Origin of the sequence: Flavobacterium sp. (assembly GCF_052437795.1) — a bacterium.
Classification (GTDB): domain Bacteria; phylum Bacteroidota; class Bacteroidia; order Flavobacteriales; family Flavobacteriaceae; genus Flavobacterium.
Genome location: NZ_JBQVPA010000004.1, coordinates 384,807 through 404,950, shown reverse-complemented (window position 1 = coordinate 404,950; position 20,144 = coordinate 384,807). Strand labels below are relative to the sequence as shown.

Here is a 20,144-nt window from a genome sequence, read left to right as displayed (position 1 = left end):
CCGTAGCTCGCTCCCCTCTCCTTTGGAGAGTGGTTGGGGGTGAGGTCAAAAAATATTTAAATGAAAAACATATTCAAACTCTTATTATTTGCCATAACGGTAACTTCCTGCCAGGCACAGCAGCCGCGCATTACGGTAAAAGGCACGCAATTTTACAAAGGCGACAAGTCCTATCATTACATTGGCACCAATTACTGGTACGGTGCATTGCTTGCCGCTAAGGACGGCGGCGACCGCAAACGCCTTGCTGAAGAGCTTGACCTGCTCAAATCAAAAGGCATTGACAACCTGCGTATACTTGTAGGTGCTGAGTCCGGCACGCAGGACTTTACCGTGACCCCGGCATTGCAGCCACAGCAGGGTAAATATGATGAGAACCAGCTCGACGGGCTGGATCACCTCCTTGCCGAAATGGGCAAGCGAGGTATGTATGCTGTACTGTACCTGAACAACAACTGGGAATGGAGCGGCGGCATGGCGCAGTACCTGGAATGGAACGGCTATGGCAAACTGCCCAACCCGAACGTTAAGCCCAACACCTGGCCGCAGTTCATGGAATATACAAAGCAATTCCATAATTGCGAGCCGTGCATTAAGGCATTCAACGACCATATAAAATTCATATTAGGACGTACCAACGCATATACCAAAAAGAAGTATACCGAAGATACTACTATAATGGCATGGCAGGTGGCTAATGAGCCGCGTGTGTTTACCGCTGATAATGAGGCCGCTTTTACAAAATGGCTTAATGGTGTGGTGGATCTGCTGGACTCGCTGGCGCCCAACCAGCTAATATGTACCGGAAGCGAGGGCAAGGCAGGATCTGCAGATGACATTGCCATCTTTGAGCGTACGCACAACAACCCGAAGATCGATTACCTTACCATGCACATCTGGCCGAAGAACTGGAGTTGGTACGATCATAAAAAGGAGAAGGAAACATTGCAGCCAGCCATCACAAAAGCGATCGCCTATATCGATGAGCATATCGTGGTTGCGAAAAGGCTTAACAGGCCCATAGTGCTGGAAGAGTTCGGATTGCCAAGGGAGGGAGAGAGCCTCGACAGAGGGGCATCCGTTACTGCCCGCGATGCCTTTTACAAAGCTATTTTCGACAGGCTGATACAAAGTGTAAAAAATAAGGAAGCCTTTGCCGCGCTGAACTTTTGGGGCTTTGGCGGAAGCGGCAAAAATGATCCGGCCAATGGCAAATGGGTTGAAGGCGATGACTTTACTGCCGATCCACCGCAGGAACCACAAGGGCTTAATACGGTGTTCAGCAACGATGCCTCAACGCTGGATATGGTCAAGCAATATAATAAAAAGATAAACTAATTTAAGGGCCGAAAGGCTCTTTTTTGTTGGGGAAATAGTATATTTGGGGCAATTAAAAATAACCAAACAATGAAAAAGATCACGACACTTGCAGCAGCTTTCGTAATGGCAATGAGCATGAACGCGCAGGAAGTAAACCTCAAGCCGGAATTTAAGGCGAACACTACCTACACACAAACAGAGGTCCAGGCCAATAAGATAGCAATGACCTTTGAAGGAGCTGAGGAACCGATGGAACAAGAAGTGCCAACAAGCGTTGTCAGGACTATTGAAGTAGGTAAGCTTGCCAATAATGAGCTGCCTTTTACAATAACAATGACAATGGATGCGAGCCAGCAGGGTGCGGAAATGCTTAATGGTGCAAAAATATCAGGTAAGGTAAAAAGCGGGAAACTTGCTTTTGAATCGGTAGATGCGCCAAACATGCCCGATCAGGTAAAGGACATGATAAAAAGTATGATGGAACAGGCGTTCAAGGCTACTTTTTTCCCGGCTAAAAAAATGAAGGTAGGCGAAAGCTTCGCGGTTGACATACCAATGGAAATACCTGTAGGCCCTGGTATAACAATGAACATGAAGGATGTAGCTACTTTTAAGCTTAAGAAAGTTGAAGGCCGTAAAGCCATATTTGACATCGATCACGTAGTAACGCTCCAGGGGAATGTTGAAGGACAGGACATGAAAGGTTCGGGCACGGGATCAGGTGAAATGGTATACGACCTTGACCAGAACTTCCCGGTGACCAACAATGCTAATATGACTATGGACATGGGCTTTGAAGCACAGGGAATGAAGATAGACATGAAAGTTACCAACAGTACTAAAACAACTACGGTTATCACTACAAAAAAATAATAAGTGAGATATACTTAATAGGGCCGTTCACGCGGCCCTTTTTTATTTATTAACATCATGAGCGGACACAGCTGCCATTGCGGTTCGGGTATTTTATTTGAAGAATGCTGCCAACCTTACATTTCGGGTCTGAAGAACGCACCTACTGCCGAAGCACTCATGCGGTCGCGCTATTCGGCGTATGCCGTACATAATGCAGGCTATCTTTGGGAGACCACTGCTCCGGCGATGCGTAAATACCATAGCAAATCGGCCATTCTGCAATGGGCAAGATCAAACCATTGGGTAAAGCTTGAAATTCTGGAAGCAACAGAAACCACAGTTGAGTTCAGGGCATATTATCTTGACCCAAAATTGAAGGCACTAACACACCATGAAAAGTCAGTATTTATTAACGAAGGCGGCAAATGGTATTATCTGGATGGTGAATATTGATCTTCATGCAGTTCATCGATTTTTTTACATTGCCAGGCTGTGCCGCGATTATGATCGGATGCATGTGCAGGCAGCGAAGCTGTTATCTTAGTGGAGTAAATAATAATGCGGCTGAAGATATTTGTTTTTGGCGGCGATCATTTTTGATCAATTACTTCTTATAGCTGCTGCTTTTCGAGTATAAGCTTCAGTTCCCGGCCATCGGCCGATGTGCCCGCATGTAAGAGCCTGCCTTCTATCCTTACCTCAAATTCATCGCTTGGAGAAGTAATAAAGTATTTCCCGTTACTTTCCTCTACCTTATATTTTTCAGTATCAATAGTGTCTGCCAGGAATTTCATTTCAAATACATTGCCAATGAACTGGAAGTAATTTCCTGTCATTTCCTTATTCATCTGTTTTACCATATATGCGTTAGCCTCATCAGGGGTCTTCTTTTTAAAACCGGCCAAATATTCGGGGGTAAGCTTTACTGTGTTGTTCTTTATATCAAATACATTTCCATCCATGGTAAGCTGTATTACCATCCATTTGCCCTCCAGCATTTTTTGCGTCACTTTTTGTGCATTGGCATTAATTGCCACAAAGCAAATGGCTATTAGCGTGATGATGTTTTTCATACGTTATTTTATTTGGGCTAAAATATAAAATTTTATTTTGCATTTATCATGTAACAAAAAAACAGGTATCTTCATCTAATATATGATGGAAGTCGGATGATGTGATCCGACATCATTTATTAAAGTAAAAAAACCGATCATAATTAATCAATAAAATGACAGCACACGAAATTGACTACCATATTTATGGTGAAGAAATGCAATATGTAGAAATTGAACTTGACCCGCAGGAGGCCGTTGTGGCCGAGGCCGGCAGCTTCATGATGATGGATGATGGTATACAGATGCAGACCATCTTTGGCGACGGCTCCAACCAGAACGAAGGTTTTATGGGAAAGCTGTTCTCGGCAGGAAAAAGGATGCTGACAGGGGAAAGCCTGTTCATGACTGTATTTTTAAACCAATACCACGGTAAGCGCATGGTGAGCTTTGCATCGCCCTACCCGGGTAAGATCGTGCCTATCGACCTCAGGCAGTACAAAGGCAAGTTCATCTGCCAGAAGGACGCGTTCCTGTGTGCGGCCAAGGGTGTTACAGTAGGTATCGAGTTTTCTAAAAAACTGGGCAGGGGGCTGTTCGGCGGTGAGGGCTTCATTATGCAGAAGCTGGAGGGCGACGGTATGGCATTCGTGCATGCCGGTGGTACGTTGGCCCGAAAGGTACTGGGCCCCGGCGATGTGCTTAAGGTAGATACCGGATGTATCGTTGGTTTTGAGCAGACGGTGGATTATGACATTGAATTCATAGGCGGTATAAAGAATACCATCTTTGGGGGCGAGGGATTGTTCTATGCGACGCTAAAAGGCCCCGGTACAGTATATATCCAGTCGTTGCCATTTAGCAGACTGGCGGGCAGGATCTATTCGGCGGCAAGCCAGGGCGGCGGACAGCAAAGGGGTGAAGGCAGCATCCTGGGCGGGCTTGGCAACCTGCTGGATGGTGATAACAGGTTTTGATATTATCAAAAAATAGAGCAAGGGTAACATTGATGTTGCCCTTTTTTATTGGCCTGCCTTTTGTATATTTGAGAAGTAAAGCAAAGCCATGAAAAAGTATTTTACCCTCATTATTGTCCTTATTTCACTGCGGGTTTTCGCACAGAACCCTGAAGCTGAAAAGCATCCCATAGAAATTCAGTTTGAGGAATGCATGGGCGGTTCGACACAGGAAATGGTTGAATGCGCTTACGCGGAACACGATGCCTGGGACAAAGAGATGAATAAGTACTATGATCTTTTGAAAGGTGTATTGAGCGCCAATGAGTTCAAAAGGCTGAAGGCGGCACAGAAGAAATGGCTGGAATACCGCGATGAGGAAAAGAAATTTTACGGGAAAATGTACAGTGATAAAGAGGGTACAATGTGGCGTGTAGTTAGTGCTTTGCGATATGAAGATGTTGTAAAGAAAAGGGCTCTGGAGCTTAAGGAATACTATGAAATGTATAACTATTAGGGAGATGTTATGAAAAAAATATTTTGCTTCCTTATCATTTTAGCCACAGTTTCCGTTACGGCGCAGGAGGATATTGCTGAAAAACACCCTATCGATATTGCCCTTGAAAAGTGCATTCGCGAAGCCGACTACGACGAAAAAGCCATAGCGCAATGCCTGATGGAAGCCCTGAAGTCATGGAAAGCAGAAGTTGAAAAGAACTACCAACAGCTATATGCCGTACTCGGAGAGGCCGACCGCAAAAAACTTGAAGAAGCCAAAAAGCAATGGCAGGAATATGAAGGCGCCGAAAATGTCCTTGCCAGGGGGCTGTACAGCGATAAGAACAAATATCCTTACGGTATCGTACCTATTAGCCGCTCCATTGAGCTGTTGAAAATTCGCGCAGCTGACCTGAAAGAGTACTATGACCTGCTGGGTCGCCATTAAACAAAAGCCGACCATGAAACTTATCCGTGTTGTCATATTTATAGCAGCAATACTCATAACGCTGGCTGTGCTCTTCTACACTGAAGGCAAAGACTATTATGAGCCTGGCGATAATGCTTCTCTCGATGTTAAGATAGGCGATACGTTTATAATAAAACTGGATGAAAATCCTTCAACAGGAGCAAAAAACTGCTGGCTTACAGATATGAGGTCAGTACGCCTTGTATCTGAAAGTTTTAAGCCAAATTCATCCGACGATGGTGCGGGAGGTGTCACTACGTATACTTTTAAGGCGATCGCTAAAGGTACGGACACACTGAAAGTAGCCAATTGTCGACTCGCCGGCGAAAAAAAATGCTCCGATCATAATGATAAGAATACTAAACCGGATAATGTGTTTGTTGTGAGGGTTGGGGAGTGATCATCGCTTGTCTTCAGTAAGATTCAGAGTATGAATGGAATTTGAGATTTAAATCTGAAATCTGAAATAACTCGAGTTTCTGAACTTTCAAAAATTTTGAAAGACAATTAACATTGTTTCGAAGGATCGGATGGTTGTTATCTGTAATTTTGATATACTAAATATCAATTTTATGGCTACGAAAAAAAATATAACTCCTGACAGGTCAGCGCTTATCAGCAAATATACTGACCATTGCCTGATGCACGGCAAGAGGCCGGAGTCGGTTTACAAATTCGCTAATGACAACGGATTTGAGGAAGTGCTTTTCTATCGTTATTTCGCGTCTTTCGAAGCATTGGAGCATGAGTTCTTTGTCGATATGTTCACGCACACGCACGAGATACTCGAAAAAACACCGTCCTATGCTGAGTACTCCGGCACCGAAAAGCTCTCGGCGTTCTATTTTACTTTTTTTGACCTCGCTACAGCCAACAGGAGTTTCGTTATGTTCGCGCTTAGGAAAGGCGGACACACGCTTCGTAACCTTGTCAAGCTAAAAGGATTCCGCAGGCTGTTCCTGGCCTACGCTGAAGCCATCCTCGAAAAACCGATCGAGACCCACGGCCACCGCATTGGCAAGGTACAGGATGCCGCGATCCGTGAAGGGGCATGGCTGCAATTCCTTTCCATATTGAAATTCTGGATGGACGATACATCATCTGCTTTTGAGAAAACGGACATATTCATAGAAAAATCAGTGAAAGCCTCGGCCGATCTTGTATACAACATTCCGCTGAAAAGCGTACTCGACTTGGGCAAATTCATCTGGAAAGAAAAATTCAAAGCATAATGAAACGGCTTGACTCCATCCCCACCAACAAGATCGACAGGGTAACGCGCCTTGTGACCACAGGCGTAAAGGTTGGTGGGAACTACCTTAAATATTATGGCAAAAAAATGGTGAACCCCGAACTGACAAAGGACGAGCTGCACCAGGACAATGCCACCGATATTTACGATACCCTAAAGGAACTGAAAGGCAGTGCCCTCAAGGTGGCCCAAATGCTGAGCATGGAGAAGAACCTCCTGCCACAGTCGTATGTGGACAAGTTCGCGCTAAGCCAGTTCTCGGTGCCGCCATTGTCTGCGCCGCTGGTACGGAAGACGTTCAAAAATTATTTTGGCGTGTATCCTGACCAGATGTTCGACTGGTTCTCTCCCGATTCGGTCAATGCGGCCAGCATAGGACAGGTGCATAAGGCAAAAAAAGATGGTAAGGAGCTGGCAGTAAAGATCCAGTACCCCGGCGTAAAGGAAAGCATTAGTACCGACATTGCCATTGTAAAGCCCATTGCCATCAGGATGTTCAACCTTAAGGGTACGTCCGATGAATATTTCGAGGAAATTGAAGGCAAACTCATGGAGGAGACCGATTACCTGCTTGAAATGGAGCAGAGCGAGTATGTGCGCATGGCCTGTGGTGGCATCCCGAACCTGAGGTTTGCCGAATATTATCCTGAATACTCGTGCGAAAAGATCATCACGATGGACTGGATGGATGGCATCCACTTATCAGAATACAACACGCCCGCACTTTCGAAAGAAAAGCGCGACAGGATAGGGCAGGCGCTGTTCGATTTTTACATGTTCCAGATACACAAGCTGAAGTACTTTCATGCCGATCCGCATCCGGGGAATTTTCTTGTAGATAAAGACGAAAACCTGATCGCCATCGACTTCGGCTGCATGAAAAAGATCCCGGAGAGTTTTTACCAATTGTACTTTGAGCTGGTAAACCCGGTAAACCTTGCCAACAGGGAAGTGTACATGAAGCTGATGCACGAGCTTGAAATGCTTAAGGAAACGGATCCGCCTGAAGATGTCAAATTCTTCTCCGAGCTGTTCCATGAATTGCTCATGGTATTTACCAAACCGCTTCAAAACGACACATTCGATTTTTCAGATCCATCATTCCTCGAAGAGGTGGCACGCATGAGCCAGGAGCTGGCCAGCGATAAAACCCTACGTAAAATGAACGGTAACCGTGGCTCGAAGCATTTCATTTACATCAACCGCACATTCCTGGGGCTGTACAACCTGCTGTCAGACCTAAAAGCTGAAGTGCGGATAAATGATCATGAGAAATATGTGTGATGGGACCCGCATCTTTTCTGGCAAAATACATTCGTTTTCGTGTAGAGCCGTTGCAAATGCAATGGCTCTACTTATTTATAAAAGATACGGTTTCATTATAACGAAGATGAATGCTGAGTTTTCGGGTGCCTCGCCCCGGGCCAGGCAGGAATTTTTCGAAGCGCATTGTCTATCGCATTACGATGTTCCTTTTTAATGTACTGCTTTGCAATCCTGTTTTCGGGATTTTTATCGAAGGTATAAAGCACAGCGATAAAAATCCATTCGGCGGGCTTCATAATGAGGTATATGGCATCGGACACAGCCTTGTTGTCAAAAACATGGTAATGGCGGCGGATGGTGTTGCCTACTTTATTGTAGTTTCTCCTGATATATCTGTGTGTTCGTGGCATTTTATCCTGCAGCAGTTCCTCAAAAGCATTAGAAACCAATAACTGCCTGTTGCAAATTATAGTTCCGCCATTGCGAATGCCCAGCCGCTGTGGCTTAACGATATTCTGATGCCCGTTGGCTGCCACGGTACACAAGTAATGGCCTTCGCATATTACCTTGTCACACTCATAATCCAGTTGTGAGAAGCCGTGCCTGTAGGTGTCGGTAAATGCCTTTATGATAGAATCGGGCTTTTGCCCAAACAGCAACAGTAAGCAAATGACAAGCACTGTAAGGGGCAAGCAGAGAAGCAGAAGGATGGGATACTTGGCAAGCGGTTTCAGTAGCAGTATTTTCCAGGCAATGGCTCCCGCCTTTGATTGAGGTGTCGAGGCATTTTCACGGTATTCTTCCATGAACAGTCTGTGGTTGTTGATGAGGGCAAACAGCATGAACGCAATTATCGGGAAGTTTCCGAAACCCGCCAAAAAAATATCATCGGTATGTATACCTACAAAAATATTGAAGATGATTGCCAGTATCAGTGCTGCATTGACCAAAACCTCCAATACAGGCGGTGCGGTAAGCGTGCGGTATGTCGAATAAAAATAAGCCGTAATATAAAGTAAAATAAAAATAACAGGTGTAAGCAGGTGGCCGGGAGCAAAAACTGCACTATCGCTACAGCAATTGTTTTCGGTGTCCAGCATGATATATGCAAAAGGAGACACTGCAATCGCTACGATTTCGGTAAACCTGAAAAGTCTCAGGTTCACAAATTGCCTGCCTCTTACTATAAAGGACGCAATGTCTATGACCGCGACGAGCGCCGGGAGCCAAAATACCAAGACTAGAGGGAATAGTATAAAATCCATACAAATGCAAAAAAGTAAATATAGGTTTTTTCTGAACAGGAAACGTAACTTGGCAAACGGCTTTTTCATGATTTAAACATTCGTTAAACGCCCTTTCTTCTGCAAAGTTTTTCTTATTTTTGGAGGCTAATCGCCGCCATGGAAGAGAAAGTAATACTTGTAAACGAACAGGACGAACCAATTGGCCTGATGCCTAAAATGGAGGCCCACGAAAAGGGTGTCCTGCACAGGGCGTTCTCGGTTTTTGTGCTGAATGAAGCCAATGAGATAATGCTGCAGCAGCGTGCGGCACAAAAATACCATTCGCCATTGTTGTGGACAAACACCACCTGCAGCCATCAGCGCGAAGGGGAGACCAACATCCAGGCTGGCACGCGCAGGCTCAGGGAGGAAATGGGCTTTACCACCGAACTGAAAGAACTGTTCTCCTTTATCTATAAAGCGCCTTTTGACAACGGGCTTACCGAGCACGAACTGGACCACGTGATGATAGGCTACTATAATGAAGAGCCTGCCATCAATCGTGAAGAGGCCGAAAGCTGGAAATGGATGGGCATCGATGCTGTAAAGGACGACATGCAACAGCACCCTGAACAGTACACCGTGTGGTTCAGGATCATATTTGATGAGTTTTATCATTATCTGGAAGAGCATAAAGCCCCCTAACCCCCGAGGGGGGAGACACAGACCTTATGAAAAATATTTTTAACCATAACAATACCCATCACAAGTCCCTCCTTCGGAGGGGGTAGGGGGAGGCCTATGAAAGTTACCGTTAGCCGCAATGCCCATTTTAACGCCGCGCACCGCCTATACCGAAAGGATTGGGACGAGGCGCAGAATAATGCCGTGTTCGGGAAATGCAACAACCACAATTTCCACGGGCATAATTATGAGCTTACCGTGAGCGTGACCGGTCCCATCGACCCGCTTACCGGCTATGTGATCGACCTGAAGATATTAAAGGATATTATTTACGAAGAGGTTGAGGTACCGTTCGATCACAAGAACCTGAACCTTGATGTGCCGGAGTTCGCCGACCTGAACCCTACAGCCGAGAACATTGCCGTAGTGATATGGAACCGCATCCGTACCCGGATTGATGCCGGTATGGCACTGGAAGTGGTGCTGTATGAAACCCCAAGAAATTTTGTAACCTATAAAGGAGAATAATATGAGCATGGAATTGTATCCATTGACATTTGAGCCCATCCTGAAAGACAGGATATGGGGCGGCACAAAGCTGGAAAGCGATCTGGGCAAAACCAACCTGCCAACGCGCACTACCGGCGAAAGTTGGGAATTATCAGCTGTGGAAGGCGATGTGAGCGTAGTAAAGAACGGTGCTTATGCGGGAAAACCATTGACCGAATTGCTTGAAAAATTCCCTACGGAAGTGCTCGGCACGAAAGTACACGCGCAGTTTGGGGAACAGTTCCCGTTACTGTTCAAATTCCTTGATGCAAGGGAAGACCTTTCCATCCAGGTGCACCCGAACGATGAGCTTGCAAAAGAGCGACACAATTCCTTCGGCAAGACCGAAATGTGGTATGTTATGCAAGCCGATGAGGGCTCGCGCATCATTGTTGGGTTTAACCACGCTTCAAGTGCTGATGAATACCTTAAGCATTTGGAAGACAAGAACCTGATCGATATCCTCAATCAGGTGCCTGCAGAAAAAGGACAGGTTTTCTTTTTGGAAACAGGAACGATCCATGCGATAGGCGCGGGTATCGTGATCGCTGAGATACAGCAAACGAGTGACATTACCTACCGGATATACGACTGGGACAGGGTAGATGCCAACGGTAAAGGCCGTGAACTGCACGTAGAACAGGCACTGGATGCCATGAACTACAATACTACCGATACGCAGAAAAACTATACACAGGAGCCGAACAAGAGCAATGTGATGGTGGACTGCCCTTACTTTACTACAAGTTACCTTCCACTGGATGGCAGCGCGGGCAAGACGAACGATGGCAGCAGCTTTAGGGTATATATCTGCACGGATGGTGCATTTTCGGTAGAATTTGACGGGCAGAAGCATGACTTTAAGAAAGGCGATACTGTACTGGTACCGGCGGCTTTACAGTCATTCCTGCTTAGCGGAAAAGCCACTTTGCTGGAAATAAGTATTTCTTAACAAGATTTAGAACTATTAGTTGTAGTTTTGCACACTGAACTATAAAGTAAATAGAAATGGCAAACGTTAGAAATTTAAAGAAGGATATCAATTTTGTAATGGGTGATATCATCGAGGCAGTATACCTTACAGAGCTTGCAAAAGGCGGACAACCTTCTGAGAAATCAGAAGCTATCATCGATGAGGCTATTGTTGCATTTGATACATTGATCAAAAAAGTGAACGCGAAGAAAGTTGAGAATAAAACAGCGCATTTTAGGCAGATCAACAAAGAGCTGGAAGAAACTGCCACTCAACTTGTTGGAAAGATCAACGCGCTGTAAGCGAAAAAAATCTATAAAAAGTACGGGTGAACGTTTGGAAATTTAAAATTCAGGCTTATATTTGCACCCGTATTGAGACGCCGGTGTAGCTCAGCTGGCTAGAGCAGCTGATTTGTAATCAGCAGGTCGTGGGTTCGAGTCCCTCTATCGGCTCAATAAAAAAAACCGCTTCAGTAATGAGGCGGTTTTTGTGTTTTTAGGGCTATTTATGATACTATTCTATCATACGTGTGTAGTTAACTTCAATTGTTTTGTAGATTTCCTTTGCAGTAGTCAGATTTTCATGGTCCAAAAATTTATTGAAAATAATAAGGTTGTCACGTTCAACTATATATTTGCATTTAGTCAGCTCTGAATGTTCAAAATAGTGAAATTAAAATGTCAAATAGGATATATCTTCTTCTAAAGATAGCGAATATTTAGCAACAGAGCTATAAGGTCGCCAGGAAAAAGAGGCTTTTGTGTCAACAAAGTCCCACGTCCCGTCAGCTCTAAACTCTGTCATTCGGAGTATCTTCATTTGCCCACTTCCCAACCAGTCCCTGCGAAAAGGTAAACGCAGGAATCATCACGAAAAACAAAAATAGGTTTTTTATGGCTTATTCTTCACTCTGTGAAAGACTGTGTTAAGGCTTTCACCGCGTTCTACATCTTCGGCATTGCCAATAATAGTTAGTATGTCGCCTTCAAGCTTATATGCATTCTTTTGGCTGCCCACATTTTCATCTTCTATATAAGTGTCACACACGAGATATTTGAGGCCGTTCTCCACGGTTTGATTATATTTTATAATGATATCGCCAAGGCCTTCAGGGCTTAACGAATCGATAAATCTCATTGTTCCGTCAGCTTTAAATTCGACGCTCATGGTTTTGTCTTCTACGCTGGACCATTTACCTATTATGCTTTGCGCAAATGAAAATGCGGGGAGAAGTAATAGCAGTAACAGTAATTTTTTCATGGTTTATTAAGTTTTAATAGTTTTGGCTTGCCGCCATCTTTAGGATATAGAACTTTAATATCGGCATTATATTCTGTCCCTTCCCAAATATACTTTTCCGTGTTGTATTTTTCCGTAAGGGTTTTATCTATGATAAAGGAGGAAAGATTAAAAACAATGTAGGGGCTGTATGCGCCGATCTCGCCCTTTGTGGTGGCATCATATATCTCAGGGTCAGTTCGTACTATCAGTTCGGCATATCCGTCGTTATCCAGGTCGGTTATCGAACGCAATTCCGCAATTTCATTATGGAAAACGATCTCCATATTTCTTCCCTTTACTCTTAGGATGAATACTTCTTCGCGTCCTGCAGCGTAAGGATACCCGAATAAGAATATATAAGACTGGCCGTCTTCTTTATGAACGTACGCCAGTTTTGATCCAACCGCATTTTTTCCTGCTTTGGCAAGATCGCCGCTTACCACATCCCACGCGTCTTTAGCGTGGAAAGTCATCCTTCTGCCGTTTACCGATACATTCATTTTAGTGAACAGGCCAGGGTCACCTTCAACCGGTGTTTGGTAGAGTATTATGGTGTCGTTTACGGAATCACTGTTAAGGTCGGTTATGATACTTTCAGTAGGGGTGTAGGTCGTGTTTTGCCTGCTGTTGCTTTGCGCCTGGCTCCAGATCGCGAAAAGCACCCCGGCTAAAAGATATAGCGCTTTCATGCTAATATTCCTTTATTTTACGTTTGTGCTTTCGGCTAGGGAACATAAGGCCATTCACGATATTAATAACGTATAAGAACTGCGCAATGGCAACAATGGGCAGCAATATCATGATCATGGTTTCGTTATGCTCGAAATATGTGCTGTAATTGTCCTGTTCAAAAAACTCGCTCATAAGTATGGACAATGCATAGAGCATAAGACTGCCCACCGTGGTAAAAGTATGGATCGCCGAAAGCGTATGGTTAAGTTTCCTCCTGAGTTTACGGAATACCCAATAACTTAAACCTATGACAAAATAAAATAATGCGCCATACTGAAGTATCGCAAATTCATCTAATGCATAGGTCTCGCTATATAATGTAAGATCCAGCGTAGATGGCGGATCCATTATTTTTTTAAGTAATGCAATAAGCTGCAGGAATAAGGCAGCAACAAAAAAATATATGTAATATCGGATCCTTTTTCTCATTGCATTTCTGTATTAAGGTTTGTGACTTATTGTGCTGCCGCGGCTTTTTTTCGTTGGGCTATGAGTTCTGAAAGCATTTTGCCGTAAAGTGACTTTGCTACTTTCGGTGTCATTTTTTTCTGGAGCGTATCCAGGTACACCGTGTTTATTTTCTGGGTCTCTGTCAGCAGCAGGTAAGGAGCAACTTCAAGGTCGGCATGCTGTACTGCAAAGTTGAGTGTATAAAGGTATTTGCGTTCTTCCAGTTTTAGCTGCTTTGCTTCCACGCTGTCAAGTTTTTTAACATTGCCGTATTGTGCTGCCAGTAAGCCCTGCTTTTCAAGGTCAAGGTTATCATCGGTAAACCGGCTTTTGATCTTAAGGAAATCTTCGTAGACCTTCTGGTTTTTAGATCCGGTGATCTTCGCTCTCTTGAAAAACTCTTCATTGCTGCTTTCTATGGTCATGTTGCCCGGTTCTGCGAAAAACGGGAGTACATTGTCCAGAGAGCTTGTTTCCCCCCTATCCAGAACGAGATACAGCATTTGCGGTCCGTCTATTTTCAGATGGCTTTCAAAGCCCTTGTTGTCATTGATCACTATTGTATCCATCGATACGAACGATGTGTCCACTACTTTTTGGATATAAAGCTTACCCTGGCTCAGGCCTTTGATATTGCCTTTAATGTGGAGGTTGGCATCTCCATGGTCTTCTTTTTTACAGGCAATAAATAATACAACAGCCATAAGGGCAAGGGCGAACTTTTTCATAAAAGGGTGTAAACGTTAAAATTTTATGCAAAGTACTAAAAATATACTTTAATGGAAAATAAATCGGGCCGCCCGTTCTCAGGGTTTTTTCTTCTCACTTTTTTCGTGTGCATTCTGGTATTCCCGAAACATGGCAGAGCCATATCATTCATAGCGTTAGCCATCCGGCATAACGGTGACAACTGCTGGCTCCGGATCGGTTAACATCCGGACCTCGCAATGAGTATTTAATAAGCCAGTTATTACTTAAATATCGCTATTTTGATCACCTGCCGGCACAGTGTTTTTGTTTTTGAAAACACCGTGCTGTTTTAGGAATTTTGTGCCTTTTTTTTCGATTAAATTATAGGTAATGTGCGAATACAAGATCACGCACACTATATAAGCCAGTATAACGCAGGTTACATTGAGTTCCGTAACAGGAAGTTTGATGACGTTGAAAGCCGTTTTCGAAATAACGATCATCACTATGGCATGGTTCAGGTACATTGAGTATGATATGTTACCAAGATATTGGAATACCCTGCCCGAAAGCACTTTCACAACAGGCCCGCCGCTAACCGCATAAACGTAAATGGCGACACCAAAAAATGTTGGAATGGTAAGCAGTGTAAAAAGCTCTGAACCTTGTAAATGTTGGTAACGAACGTAGAGCAGCGCCACCAGCATTACCGGTATGATGTATTCCCAGTATGATCCAATGCCCCTGCTTCCGTATTTGCGAAATGCCATCAATGTAAAAGCTCCGGTAATAAAACATACAAGCCCCCTAACGAACCCCCAGGTATATGTTTGCATATACATACCGGTATAAAGGAGGAGTATGCCGGACAATACAGCTATGAGCAGCAAAGCATAGCGGCTCATTTTTCCGGCAAATACTATGACCAGCCCAAATATGATATATGAGATCATCTCCGAGGATATGGACCACGAAGGGAAATTGATCCCCACCACATCAAGCGCGGGGGTAGAGTTCAAGAATAGCAATGTATCTGCGGTTTCGAGCAACAGTTCACTTACAGATTCCGGATGGGCGATCATTTGCGGCATGAAAATGTTGAACGTAAGCTCAAATGCCAAAAAGATAAGCGATGTATATAACAGCAGCGGATACAGCCGGATGAACCGGGCATTGATATAATTGCCAAAAGACTTTCCTGAATCGAGCCTGTCTATGTAATTGAGGCTGATAACAAAACCAGAGAGTACAAAGAAAAAGTCGACGAACAGATCACCCTGCCTTACTAAAAAGTTGGACGTTAAGTTTATTTGCGCAAATTCATTTTCGTAGGGAAAATGATAGATGACAACCATTAGTGAGAATAGCCCCCTCAGGCCGTCTAGCTGTAATAATCTTATATTTTGCATACTGTTACTATTCCTCAAAACCCTTTACCAATACCTCCAATATCTTTATCGCCGCCTCACTTATCTTTGTGCCGGGGCCAAATACAGCCACGGCACCTGCATCGAACAGGTATTGGTAATCCTGTGGCGGTATGACACCTCCTACGATCACCATTATATCCTCACGGCCATACTTTTTTAGTTCTTCTATCACTTGGGGAACAAGGGTTTTATGCCCTGCGGCTAATGACGATACACCGAGTATGTGCACGTCGTTCTCAACAGCTTGTTTAGCAGCCTCAGCCGGAGTTTGGAATAGTGGGCCAATGTCTACGTCGAAGCCTACATCGGCATAGCCTGTGGCAACCACCTTGGCGCCGCGGTCGTGGCCGTCCTGCCCCATTTTGGCTATCATTATCCTTGGGCGCCGGCCTTCAAGCTTCGCGAATTCATCCGCGAGCTGTTTCGCTTTTTCAAAGCTTTCGTCGTTCTTTATTTCTTTACTGTACACGCCGCTAAATGATCTTATTTGTGCTTTGTACCTCCCGAACACTGTTTCCAGTGCATCGCTTATCTCGCCCAGGGTAGCCCTGTGGCGTGCGGCCTCCACGGCCAGTTCCAGTAAGTTCCCTTCGCCCGACTTTGCCGAAGCTGTCAGTTTTGCAAGGCATTCTTTTACTTTTTCGTCATCTCGGGATGCTTTTATCTGTTCCAGGCGCTCTATCTGCTGGCGTCGAACCATTTGGTTGTCTACATCCAGTATGTGCAGCGGGTCTTCCTTTTCAAGGCGGTATTTGTTCACGCCCACGATGATGTCCTGCCCGCTGTCAATGCGTGCCTGTTTGCGTGCGGCTGCCTCCTCAATGCGTAGTTTCGGTATGCCGGCCTCAATGGCTTTGGTCATCCCGCCAAGTTCTTCCACTTCTTCTATAAGCGCCCAGGCTTTTTTGGCGATCTCATCGGTGAGGCTTTCAACGTAATAGCTGCCTGCCCAGGGGTCGACCGTTTTTGTTATTTTGGTTTCCTCCTGGAGGTATATCTGTGTGTTACGGGCTATGCGTGCCGAGAAATCCGTTGGCAGCGCAATGGCCTCATCGAGCGCATTGGTGTGCAGTGACTGGGTACCCCCGAATGCTGCGGCCGCTGCCTCAACACAGGTACGTGCCACATTGTTGAAAGGGTCCTGCTCGGTAAGGCTCCATCCGCTGGTTTGGCAATGGGTGCGCAAAGCCAGCGATTTTTCATCCCTTGGCTCAAATTGCTTTAAGAGCTTTGCCCATAACATACGGCCTGCACGCATCTTGGCGATCTCCATGAAGTGGTTCATCCCGATGGCCCAGAAAAAGGATAGGCGCGGCGCAAAATCATCTATCTTCATGCCTGCGGCCAGCCCGGTACGGATGTATTCCAGCCCGTCCGCGAGCGTGTAGGCCAGCTCGATGTCGGCCGTAGCGCCGGCTTCCTGCATGTGGTAGCCCGAGATGCTTATGGAGTTGAACTTCGGCATCTTGCGGCTGGTATATTCAAATATGTCGGCAATGATCTTCATCGACGGTGCAGGAGGGTAGATGTAGGTGTTGCGCACCATGAACTCTTTCAGGATATCGTTCTGTATCGTCCCCGAAAGCAGTTCCGGCACTACGCCCTGCTCTTCCGCGGCTACAATGTAAAACGCCATGATGGGCAGTACTGCACCGTTCATGGTCATGGATACGGACATCTCATTCAGCGGTATCTGATCGAACAGCACCTTCATGTCTTCCACACTGTCTATGGCCACACCGGCCTTGCCCACGTCGCCCACCACACGTTCATGGTCGCTGTCATAGCCTCGGTGTGTGGCCAGGTCAAAGGCCACCGAAAGGCCTTTTTGCCCTGCGGCAAGGTTGCGCCGGTAAAATGCGTTACTCTCTTCGGCTGTAGAAAATCCTGCATATTGGCGGATGGTCCACGGGCGACGTACATACATGGTGGCATAAGGCCCGCGCAGGTTGGGTGCAAACCCGGCCCCGAAAGCAACGTGCTCCAGGTTTTCGATGTCATCAGCGGAGTATTCCTGTTTTATGGCAATACCTTCGGCAGTGGTAAAATCTTCCTGTCCCGGCATCTCGACTGCGCTCGATGTGACAACTTTTTGGTTTCCGGGTTTTTGGCTTGAAGCAAGCTTAATATGTTGGAGTTTTTTTCTGTGCATAATTATCTTTCTATCCATAGATCATAACTGCGTGATGTATGGCTGCATTTACAAATTGTCTAATTCTAAATATAAAAATGGAACATGTATGGAAACCTTCATTTGATCGCTATAGTAATATAATCATAACGAATTTTGAAATAAAACGATTTCTTTTAATTATTTCGATACCGTCTCTTACTGCTTTCGTAAAACGATTTCCCAATATCTGCTTTGCAACGCTGACCATTATTAGCTTATAGGGCATATAACTTTACATATTGCCTTATTCCATCCATTTTTTTGAGTAAATATAATAAAATATCCAGCCCCAACCTGTTTTTATGTTTGGGCCGGAGTTTATTATTAAGATAGGTTTTCTGTATAAAGGAATTATTTTTTTATAAATTTTTCAGATCTGCCCATGGCATTAAGCAGGTATATGCCCGGCTGAAGGAATGAAACATCAATCGTTCCATCTTCGGCACTTCCACTCGTTATGATCCTTCCTGACATATCATTAATATAGAAAGATGTAGCGGAATTGCTGCCGATGCAGATCGTATCCTTTGCGGGATTTGGATACAGGGCTGAAAAGTTCCCTGTAACTCTATTTGCAGACAGCGATTCATCTGTAAGCTTGGCCAAAAACGTTGTGTCAGCATCTGTAGACACGGTAATGGGATCAAACGTTGCCATGTCACTAAAATAACCGCTCAGGTAGAGGCCGCTTTGGGTATCGATGGAGAGATCAAGCGGTACTATTTCGGTTGCTGTTGCGGTCCACACATACTGCCCTGATGAATCGAGTTTTGTAATAAAGCCTAAATTGGTGCCGCTATTTGTGAGTGTGTTGGTGCCAAATGTTATTTGCGGGCTATTAGTCCTGCCTGATATGTAAACGTTATTGGATAAGTCGGCAGCAATGCCCGAGAGTGTATCAAACCCTGTTCCTGTGGCACCGTTTACCCATGCTGTCGAGCCGTCTGTATTGAAAGCGGCGACAAACAAGTCATAGGATCCGCTGTTATAGAGGTCAAAACTGTCAAACGAAACAGATGCCGCGGTAAATGTCCCCACTACCAAAGGTTTGTTCAAACTGTTGCATGTAATATCTGCAGCTACTGCATCATCATAGGACTTAATCCATTGAATAACCCCGCTGCTATCAAATAACGCAACAAACAAAGCAAGACCCGGACTGGAAAGTGTATCCGTATCGAATGCAAACGCGCCAAAGTAGCTTCCTGCCGCATAAACGTTGCCTGTTGGATCTGTTTCCAATCTGCATGTACCGCCATATAAATCGGTTTCTGCTTTTTTCGCCCACAGGATATTGCCGTCTTCGTCATAGCTGGCCAGGAAATAATTCTGTCTTCCCTCTTCTGTATCCACGGTTACCGTTACACTGTCAAAGGTCATGTTTTCACCTATAAAACCTCCCGATACGTAGATATTTCCACCCGCCCCTACAGCAATATCCGAGGGAAATGCAAACATATCTTCAAAGGTCCCGTTGGCTTCGGCTTTCCTGGCCCACTGTGTTTCGCCTGTACTGTCAAATTTCGCCAGAAACATACTGTGATTGTAGTTGGAAGATGTTAAAGTGATGTCGTCAAAGGAAACTTCTTCCAGGAAATGGCCTAAGGCATATATATTCCCTTCATTGTCTACATCCAGAGCTTCTATACTCGCCAGGTAGGGCACAGGTGCTGTTTCTACCCATAGAACATCGCCATCAGAATTGTACTTTACAAGGTAGAAGGTAAACGAATACATAATGGTATTGGTAAAAGTAAGGCTGCCAAATGTCAAAGTGGCCGCATTTGACTGGATGGCAACGTAAACATTATCATCATGATCAGTAGCCGAGGCCGTGGCTATCGTTTGCTCCGTCCCCGAAGGGACTACTACCGTGTTTACCCATTCCCAGTCGGCCTGCGCATAGCTAAGCCCGGCAAAGGATAAACAAAAAAACATCATGATAGGTTTAAAGATGATCTTGCTCATAATTATAAAATTTAATTGGTTGCTGTATTTTAACCGGCTCACCTTTATCGCTTCATCTCTCCTGCAAGCCTTCTTTTAATAATCTGAGGTGATCAATGTTTTTTCTAAGTAGGGTATTATAACATTGTAGCCCTGGCCGTGGGGCTATGTAGTCATTTTGTATATATGGTGGCTCTGCTCCTTTCCTGCAGTACAAAGTGCATACTCAATGCTTCACAACGAAGTATTTGTACTCATATAGGCATGCAAGCCACTATTTGCTCTCTATTTATATGATGCTTTTTAATCATCATATCGTAATGCGATCTTTAGTAAAT

The 20,144-nt window shown here is 44.8% G+C and carries 22 protein-coding genes and 1 tRNA gene; 14 read left to right on the top strand and 9 right to left on the bottom strand.

Translation table 11 applies throughout. From position 1 onward, the window contains the following. Positions 1-60: 60 nt before the first annotated feature. From ACT6R0_RS14670 to ACT6R0_RS14660, 3 genes are all read left to right on the top strand, one after another. Positions 61-1,338, top strand: a complete 1,278-nt coding sequence (locus ACT6R0_RS14670) for a glycoside hydrolase 5 family protein (protein ID WP_444654026.1) — start codon at positions 61-63, stop codon at positions 1,336-1,338. Between the two features lie 69 nt (positions 1,339-1,407). Further along, positions 1,408-2,193, top strand: coding sequence for a hypothetical protein (locus ACT6R0_RS14665; RefSeq protein ID WP_444654027.1), 786 nt, complete (start codon positions 1,408-1,410; stop codon positions 2,191-2,193). A 57-nt stretch (positions 2,194-2,250) separates the two neighbouring features. Continuing rightward, positions 2,251-2,628, top strand: a complete 378-nt coding sequence (locus ACT6R0_RS14660) for a YchJ family protein (protein WP_444654029.1) — start codon at positions 2,251-2,253, stop codon at positions 2,626-2,628. A gap of 158 nt (positions 2,629-2,786) precedes the next feature. On the opposite strand, the gene ACT6R0_RS14655 is transcribed toward ACT6R0_RS14660, so the two are convergent. Next, a complete protein-coding gene (locus tag ACT6R0_RS14655; RefSeq protein ID WP_444654031.1) occupies positions 2,787-3,248 on the bottom strand; it encodes a hypothetical protein in 462 nt (153 codons plus the stop codon). Positions 3,249-3,403: 155 nt separating this feature from the next. On the opposite strand from ACT6R0_RS14655, the gene ACT6R0_RS14650 reads away from it, so the two are divergent. The 6 genes from ACT6R0_RS14650 (at position 3,404) to ACT6R0_RS14625 (ending at position 7,686) form a co-directional block, all read left to right on the top strand. Then, positions 3,404-4,204 (top strand): TIGR00266 family protein, encoded by an 801-nt coding sequence (locus ACT6R0_RS14650; RefSeq protein ID WP_444654033.1) that lies wholly within the window; start codon positions 3,404-3,406, stop codon positions 4,202-4,204. Positions 4,205-4,292: 88 nt separating this feature from the next. Further along, complete coding sequence (locus ACT6R0_RS14645; RefSeq protein WP_444654034.1) at positions 4,293-4,700, top strand: lysozyme inhibitor LprI family protein; 408 nt, start codon at positions 4,293-4,295, stop codon at positions 4,698-4,700. 9 nt (positions 4,701-4,709) lie between these two features. Next, positions 4,710-5,129 (top strand): lysozyme inhibitor LprI family protein, encoded by a 420-nt coding sequence (locus ACT6R0_RS14640; RefSeq protein WP_444654035.1) that lies wholly within the window; start codon positions 4,710-4,712, stop codon positions 5,127-5,129. 13 nt (positions 5,130-5,142) lie between these two features. Next, complete coding sequence (locus ACT6R0_RS14635; protein WP_444654036.1) at positions 5,143-5,550, top strand: protease inhibitor I42 family protein; 408 nt, start codon at positions 5,143-5,145, stop codon at positions 5,548-5,550. Positions 5,551-5,722: 172 nt separating this feature from the next. Further along, entirely contained in the window at positions 5,723-6,382 is a 660-nt protein-coding gene (locus ACT6R0_RS14630) for a TetR family transcriptional regulator C-terminal domain-containing protein (protein ID WP_444654037.1), read from the top strand. Next, entirely contained in the window at positions 6,382-7,686 is a 1,305-nt protein-coding gene (locus tag ACT6R0_RS14625) for an ABC1 kinase family protein (RefSeq protein WP_444654038.1), read from the top strand. The genes ACT6R0_RS14630 and ACT6R0_RS14625 overlap by 1 nt, the downstream gene beginning before the upstream one ends. Positions 7,687-7,781: 95 nt before the next feature. Here ACT6R0_RS14625 and ACT6R0_RS14620 read toward each other — a convergent pair whose 3' ends face one another. After that, positions 7,782-8,933: a DUF6688 domain-containing protein gene (locus tag ACT6R0_RS14620; protein ID WP_444654039.1), complete on the bottom strand. Its 1,152-nt coding sequence runs from the start codon at positions 8,931-8,933 to the stop codon at positions 7,782-7,784. A 138-nt stretch (positions 8,934-9,071) separates the two neighbouring features. On the opposite strand from ACT6R0_RS14620, the gene idi reads away from it, so the two are divergent. The 5 genes from idi (at position 9,072) to ACT6R0_RS14595 (ending at position 11,555) form a co-directional block, all read left to right on the top strand. Beyond that, entirely contained in the window at positions 9,072-9,599 is a 528-nt protein-coding gene (gene idi, locus ACT6R0_RS14615; protein ID WP_444654041.1) for an isopentenyl-diphosphate Delta-isomerase, read from the top strand. Positions 9,600-9,695: 96 nt separating this feature from the next. Next, positions 9,696-10,106 (top strand): 6-pyruvoyl trahydropterin synthase family protein, encoded by a 411-nt coding sequence (locus ACT6R0_RS14610; protein WP_444654042.1) that lies wholly within the window; start codon positions 9,696-9,698, stop codon positions 10,104-10,106. Position 10,107: 1 nt separating this feature from the next. Continuing rightward, positions 10,108-11,079 carry a type I phosphomannose isomerase catalytic subunit gene (locus ACT6R0_RS14605; RefSeq protein ID WP_444654043.1) on the top strand — a complete coding sequence of 324 codons (972 nt, stop codon included), beginning with the start codon at positions 10,108-10,110 and terminating at the stop codon, positions 11,077-11,079. Between the two features lie 56 nt (positions 11,080-11,135). After that, positions 11,136-11,402: a hypothetical protein gene (locus tag ACT6R0_RS14600; RefSeq protein ID WP_444654045.1), complete on the top strand. Its 267-nt coding sequence runs from the start codon at positions 11,136-11,138 to the stop codon at positions 11,400-11,402. A 79-nt stretch (positions 11,403-11,481) separates the two neighbouring features. Then, a tRNA-Thr gene (locus ACT6R0_RS14595) sits at positions 11,482-11,555 on the top strand. A gap of 439 nt (positions 11,556-11,994) precedes the next feature. On the opposite strand, the gene ACT6R0_RS14590 is transcribed toward ACT6R0_RS14595, so the two are convergent. From ACT6R0_RS14590 to ACT6R0_RS14560, 7 genes are all read right to left on the bottom strand, one after another. After that, on the bottom strand, positions 11,995-12,363 hold the full coding sequence (locus tag ACT6R0_RS14590) for a hypothetical protein (protein ID WP_444654046.1): 369 nt from the start codon (positions 12,361-12,363) through the stop codon (positions 11,995-11,997). Next, the gene (locus ACT6R0_RS14585) at positions 12,360-13,073 is read right to left on the bottom strand and encodes a hypothetical protein (protein WP_444654048.1); all 714 of its coding nucleotides are present in this window, start codon (positions 13,071-13,073) and stop codon (positions 12,360-12,362) included. Before ACT6R0_RS14585 ends, ACT6R0_RS14590 begins: the two co-directional genes overlap by 4 nt. Before the next feature lies 1 nt (position 13,074). Continuing rightward, positions 13,075-13,545: a hypothetical protein gene (locus tag ACT6R0_RS14580; protein ID WP_444654049.1), complete on the bottom strand. Its 471-nt coding sequence runs from the start codon at positions 13,543-13,545 to the stop codon at positions 13,075-13,077. A 26-nt stretch (positions 13,546-13,571) separates the two neighbouring features. Beyond that, positions 13,572-14,294 (bottom strand): DUF4369 domain-containing protein, encoded by a 723-nt coding sequence (locus tag ACT6R0_RS14575; RefSeq protein WP_444654051.1) that lies wholly within the window; start codon positions 14,292-14,294, stop codon positions 13,572-13,574. A 246-nt stretch (positions 14,295-14,540) separates the two neighbouring features. Further along, entirely contained in the window at positions 14,541-15,665 is a 1,125-nt protein-coding gene (locus ACT6R0_RS14570) for an acyltransferase family protein (protein ID WP_444654052.1), read from the bottom strand. A gap of 7 nt (positions 15,666-15,672) precedes the next feature. Next, positions 15,673-17,838, bottom strand: a complete 2,166-nt coding sequence (scpA, locus tag ACT6R0_RS14565) for a methylmalonyl-CoA mutase (RefSeq protein WP_444654054.1) — start codon at positions 17,836-17,838, stop codon at positions 15,673-15,675. Positions 17,839-18,210: 372 nt separating this feature from the next. Then, complete coding sequence (locus ACT6R0_RS14560) at positions 18,211-19,827, bottom strand: T9SS type A sorting domain-containing protein (RefSeq protein ID WP_444654056.1); 1,617 nt, start codon at positions 19,825-19,827, stop codon at positions 18,211-18,213. Positions 19,828-20,144 lie beyond the last annotated feature (317 nt).

What these genes read in the sequence shown, in the direction of transcription:
- ACT6R0_RS14670 (WP_444654026.1), top strand. Translation starts at nt 61, where the DNA reads ATGAAAAACATATTCAAACTCTTATTATTTGCCATAACGGTAACTTCC.
- ACT6R0_RS14610 (WP_444654042.1), top strand. Translation starts at nt 9,696, where the DNA reads ATGAAAGTTACCGTTAGCCGCAATGCCCATTTTAACGCCGCGCACCGC.
- ACT6R0_RS14645 (WP_444654034.1), top strand. Translation starts at nt 4,293, where the DNA reads ATGAAAAAGTATTTTACCCTCATTATTGTCCTTATTTCACTGCGGGTT.
- ACT6R0_RS14560 (WP_444654056.1), bottom strand. Translation starts at nt 19,827, where the DNA reads ATGAGCAAGATCATCTTTAAACCTATCATGATGTTTTTTTGTTTATCC.
- ACT6R0_RS14640 (WP_444654035.1), top strand. Translation starts at nt 4,710, where the DNA reads ATGAAAAAAATATTTTGCTTCCTTATCATTTTAGCCACAGTTTCCGTT.
- ACT6R0_RS14625 (WP_444654038.1), top strand. Translation starts at nt 6,382, where the DNA reads ATGAAACGGCTTGACTCCATCCCCACCAACAAGATCGACAGGGTAACG.
- ACT6R0_RS14660 (WP_444654029.1), top strand. Translation starts at nt 2,251, where the DNA reads ATGAGCGGACACAGCTGCCATTGCGGTTCGGGTATTTTATTTGAAGAA.
- ACT6R0_RS14600 (WP_444654045.1), top strand. Translation starts at nt 11,136, where the DNA reads ATGGCAAACGTTAGAAATTTAAAGAAGGATATCAATTTTGTAATGGGT.
- ACT6R0_RS14620 (WP_444654039.1), bottom strand. Translation starts at nt 8,933, where the DNA reads ATGGATTTTATACTATTCCCTCTAGTCTTGGTATTTTGGCTCCCGGCG.
- ACT6R0_RS14665 (WP_444654027.1), top strand. Translation starts at nt 1,408, where the DNA reads ATGAAAAAGATCACGACACTTGCAGCAGCTTTCGTAATGGCAATGAGC.
- ACT6R0_RS14570 (WP_444654052.1), bottom strand. Translation starts at nt 15,665, where the DNA reads ATGCAAAATATAAGATTATTACAGCTAGACGGCCTGAGGGGGCTATTC.
- ACT6R0_RS14575 (WP_444654051.1), bottom strand. Translation starts at nt 14,294, where the DNA reads ATGAAAAAGTTCGCCCTTGCCCTTATGGCTGTTGTATTATTTATTGCC.
- ACT6R0_RS14585 (WP_444654048.1), bottom strand. Translation starts at nt 13,073, where the DNA reads ATGAAAGCGCTATATCTTTTAGCCGGGGTGCTTTTCGCGATCTGGAGC.
- ACT6R0_RS14630 (WP_444654037.1), top strand. Translation starts at nt 5,723, where the DNA reads ATGGCTACGAAAAAAAATATAACTCCTGACAGGTCAGCGCTTATCAGC.
- idi (WP_444654041.1), top strand. Translation starts at nt 9,072, where the DNA reads ATGGAAGAGAAAGTAATACTTGTAAACGAACAGGACGAACCAATTGGC.
- ACT6R0_RS14635 (WP_444654036.1), top strand. Translation starts at nt 5,143, where the DNA reads ATGAAACTTATCCGTGTTGTCATATTTATAGCAGCAATACTCATAACG.
- ACT6R0_RS14650 (WP_444654033.1), top strand. Translation starts at nt 3,404, where the DNA reads ATGACAGCACACGAAATTGACTACCATATTTATGGTGAAGAAATGCAA.
- ACT6R0_RS14605 (WP_444654043.1), top strand. Translation starts at nt 10,108, where the DNA reads ATGAGCATGGAATTGTATCCATTGACATTTGAGCCCATCCTGAAAGAC.
- ACT6R0_RS14590 (WP_444654046.1), bottom strand. Translation starts at nt 12,363, where the DNA reads ATGAAAAAATTACTGTTACTGCTATTACTTCTCCCCGCATTTTCATTT.
- ACT6R0_RS14580 (WP_444654049.1), bottom strand. Translation starts at nt 13,545, where the DNA reads ATGAGAAAAAGGATCCGATATTACATATATTTTTTTGTTGCTGCCTTA.
- scpA (WP_444654054.1), bottom strand. Translation starts at nt 17,838, where the DNA reads ATGCACAGAAAAAAACTCCAACATATTAAGCTTGCTTCAAGCCAAAAA.
- ACT6R0_RS14655 (WP_444654031.1), bottom strand. Translation starts at nt 3,248, where the DNA reads ATGAAAAACATCATCACGCTAATAGCCATTTGCTTTGTGGCAATTAAT.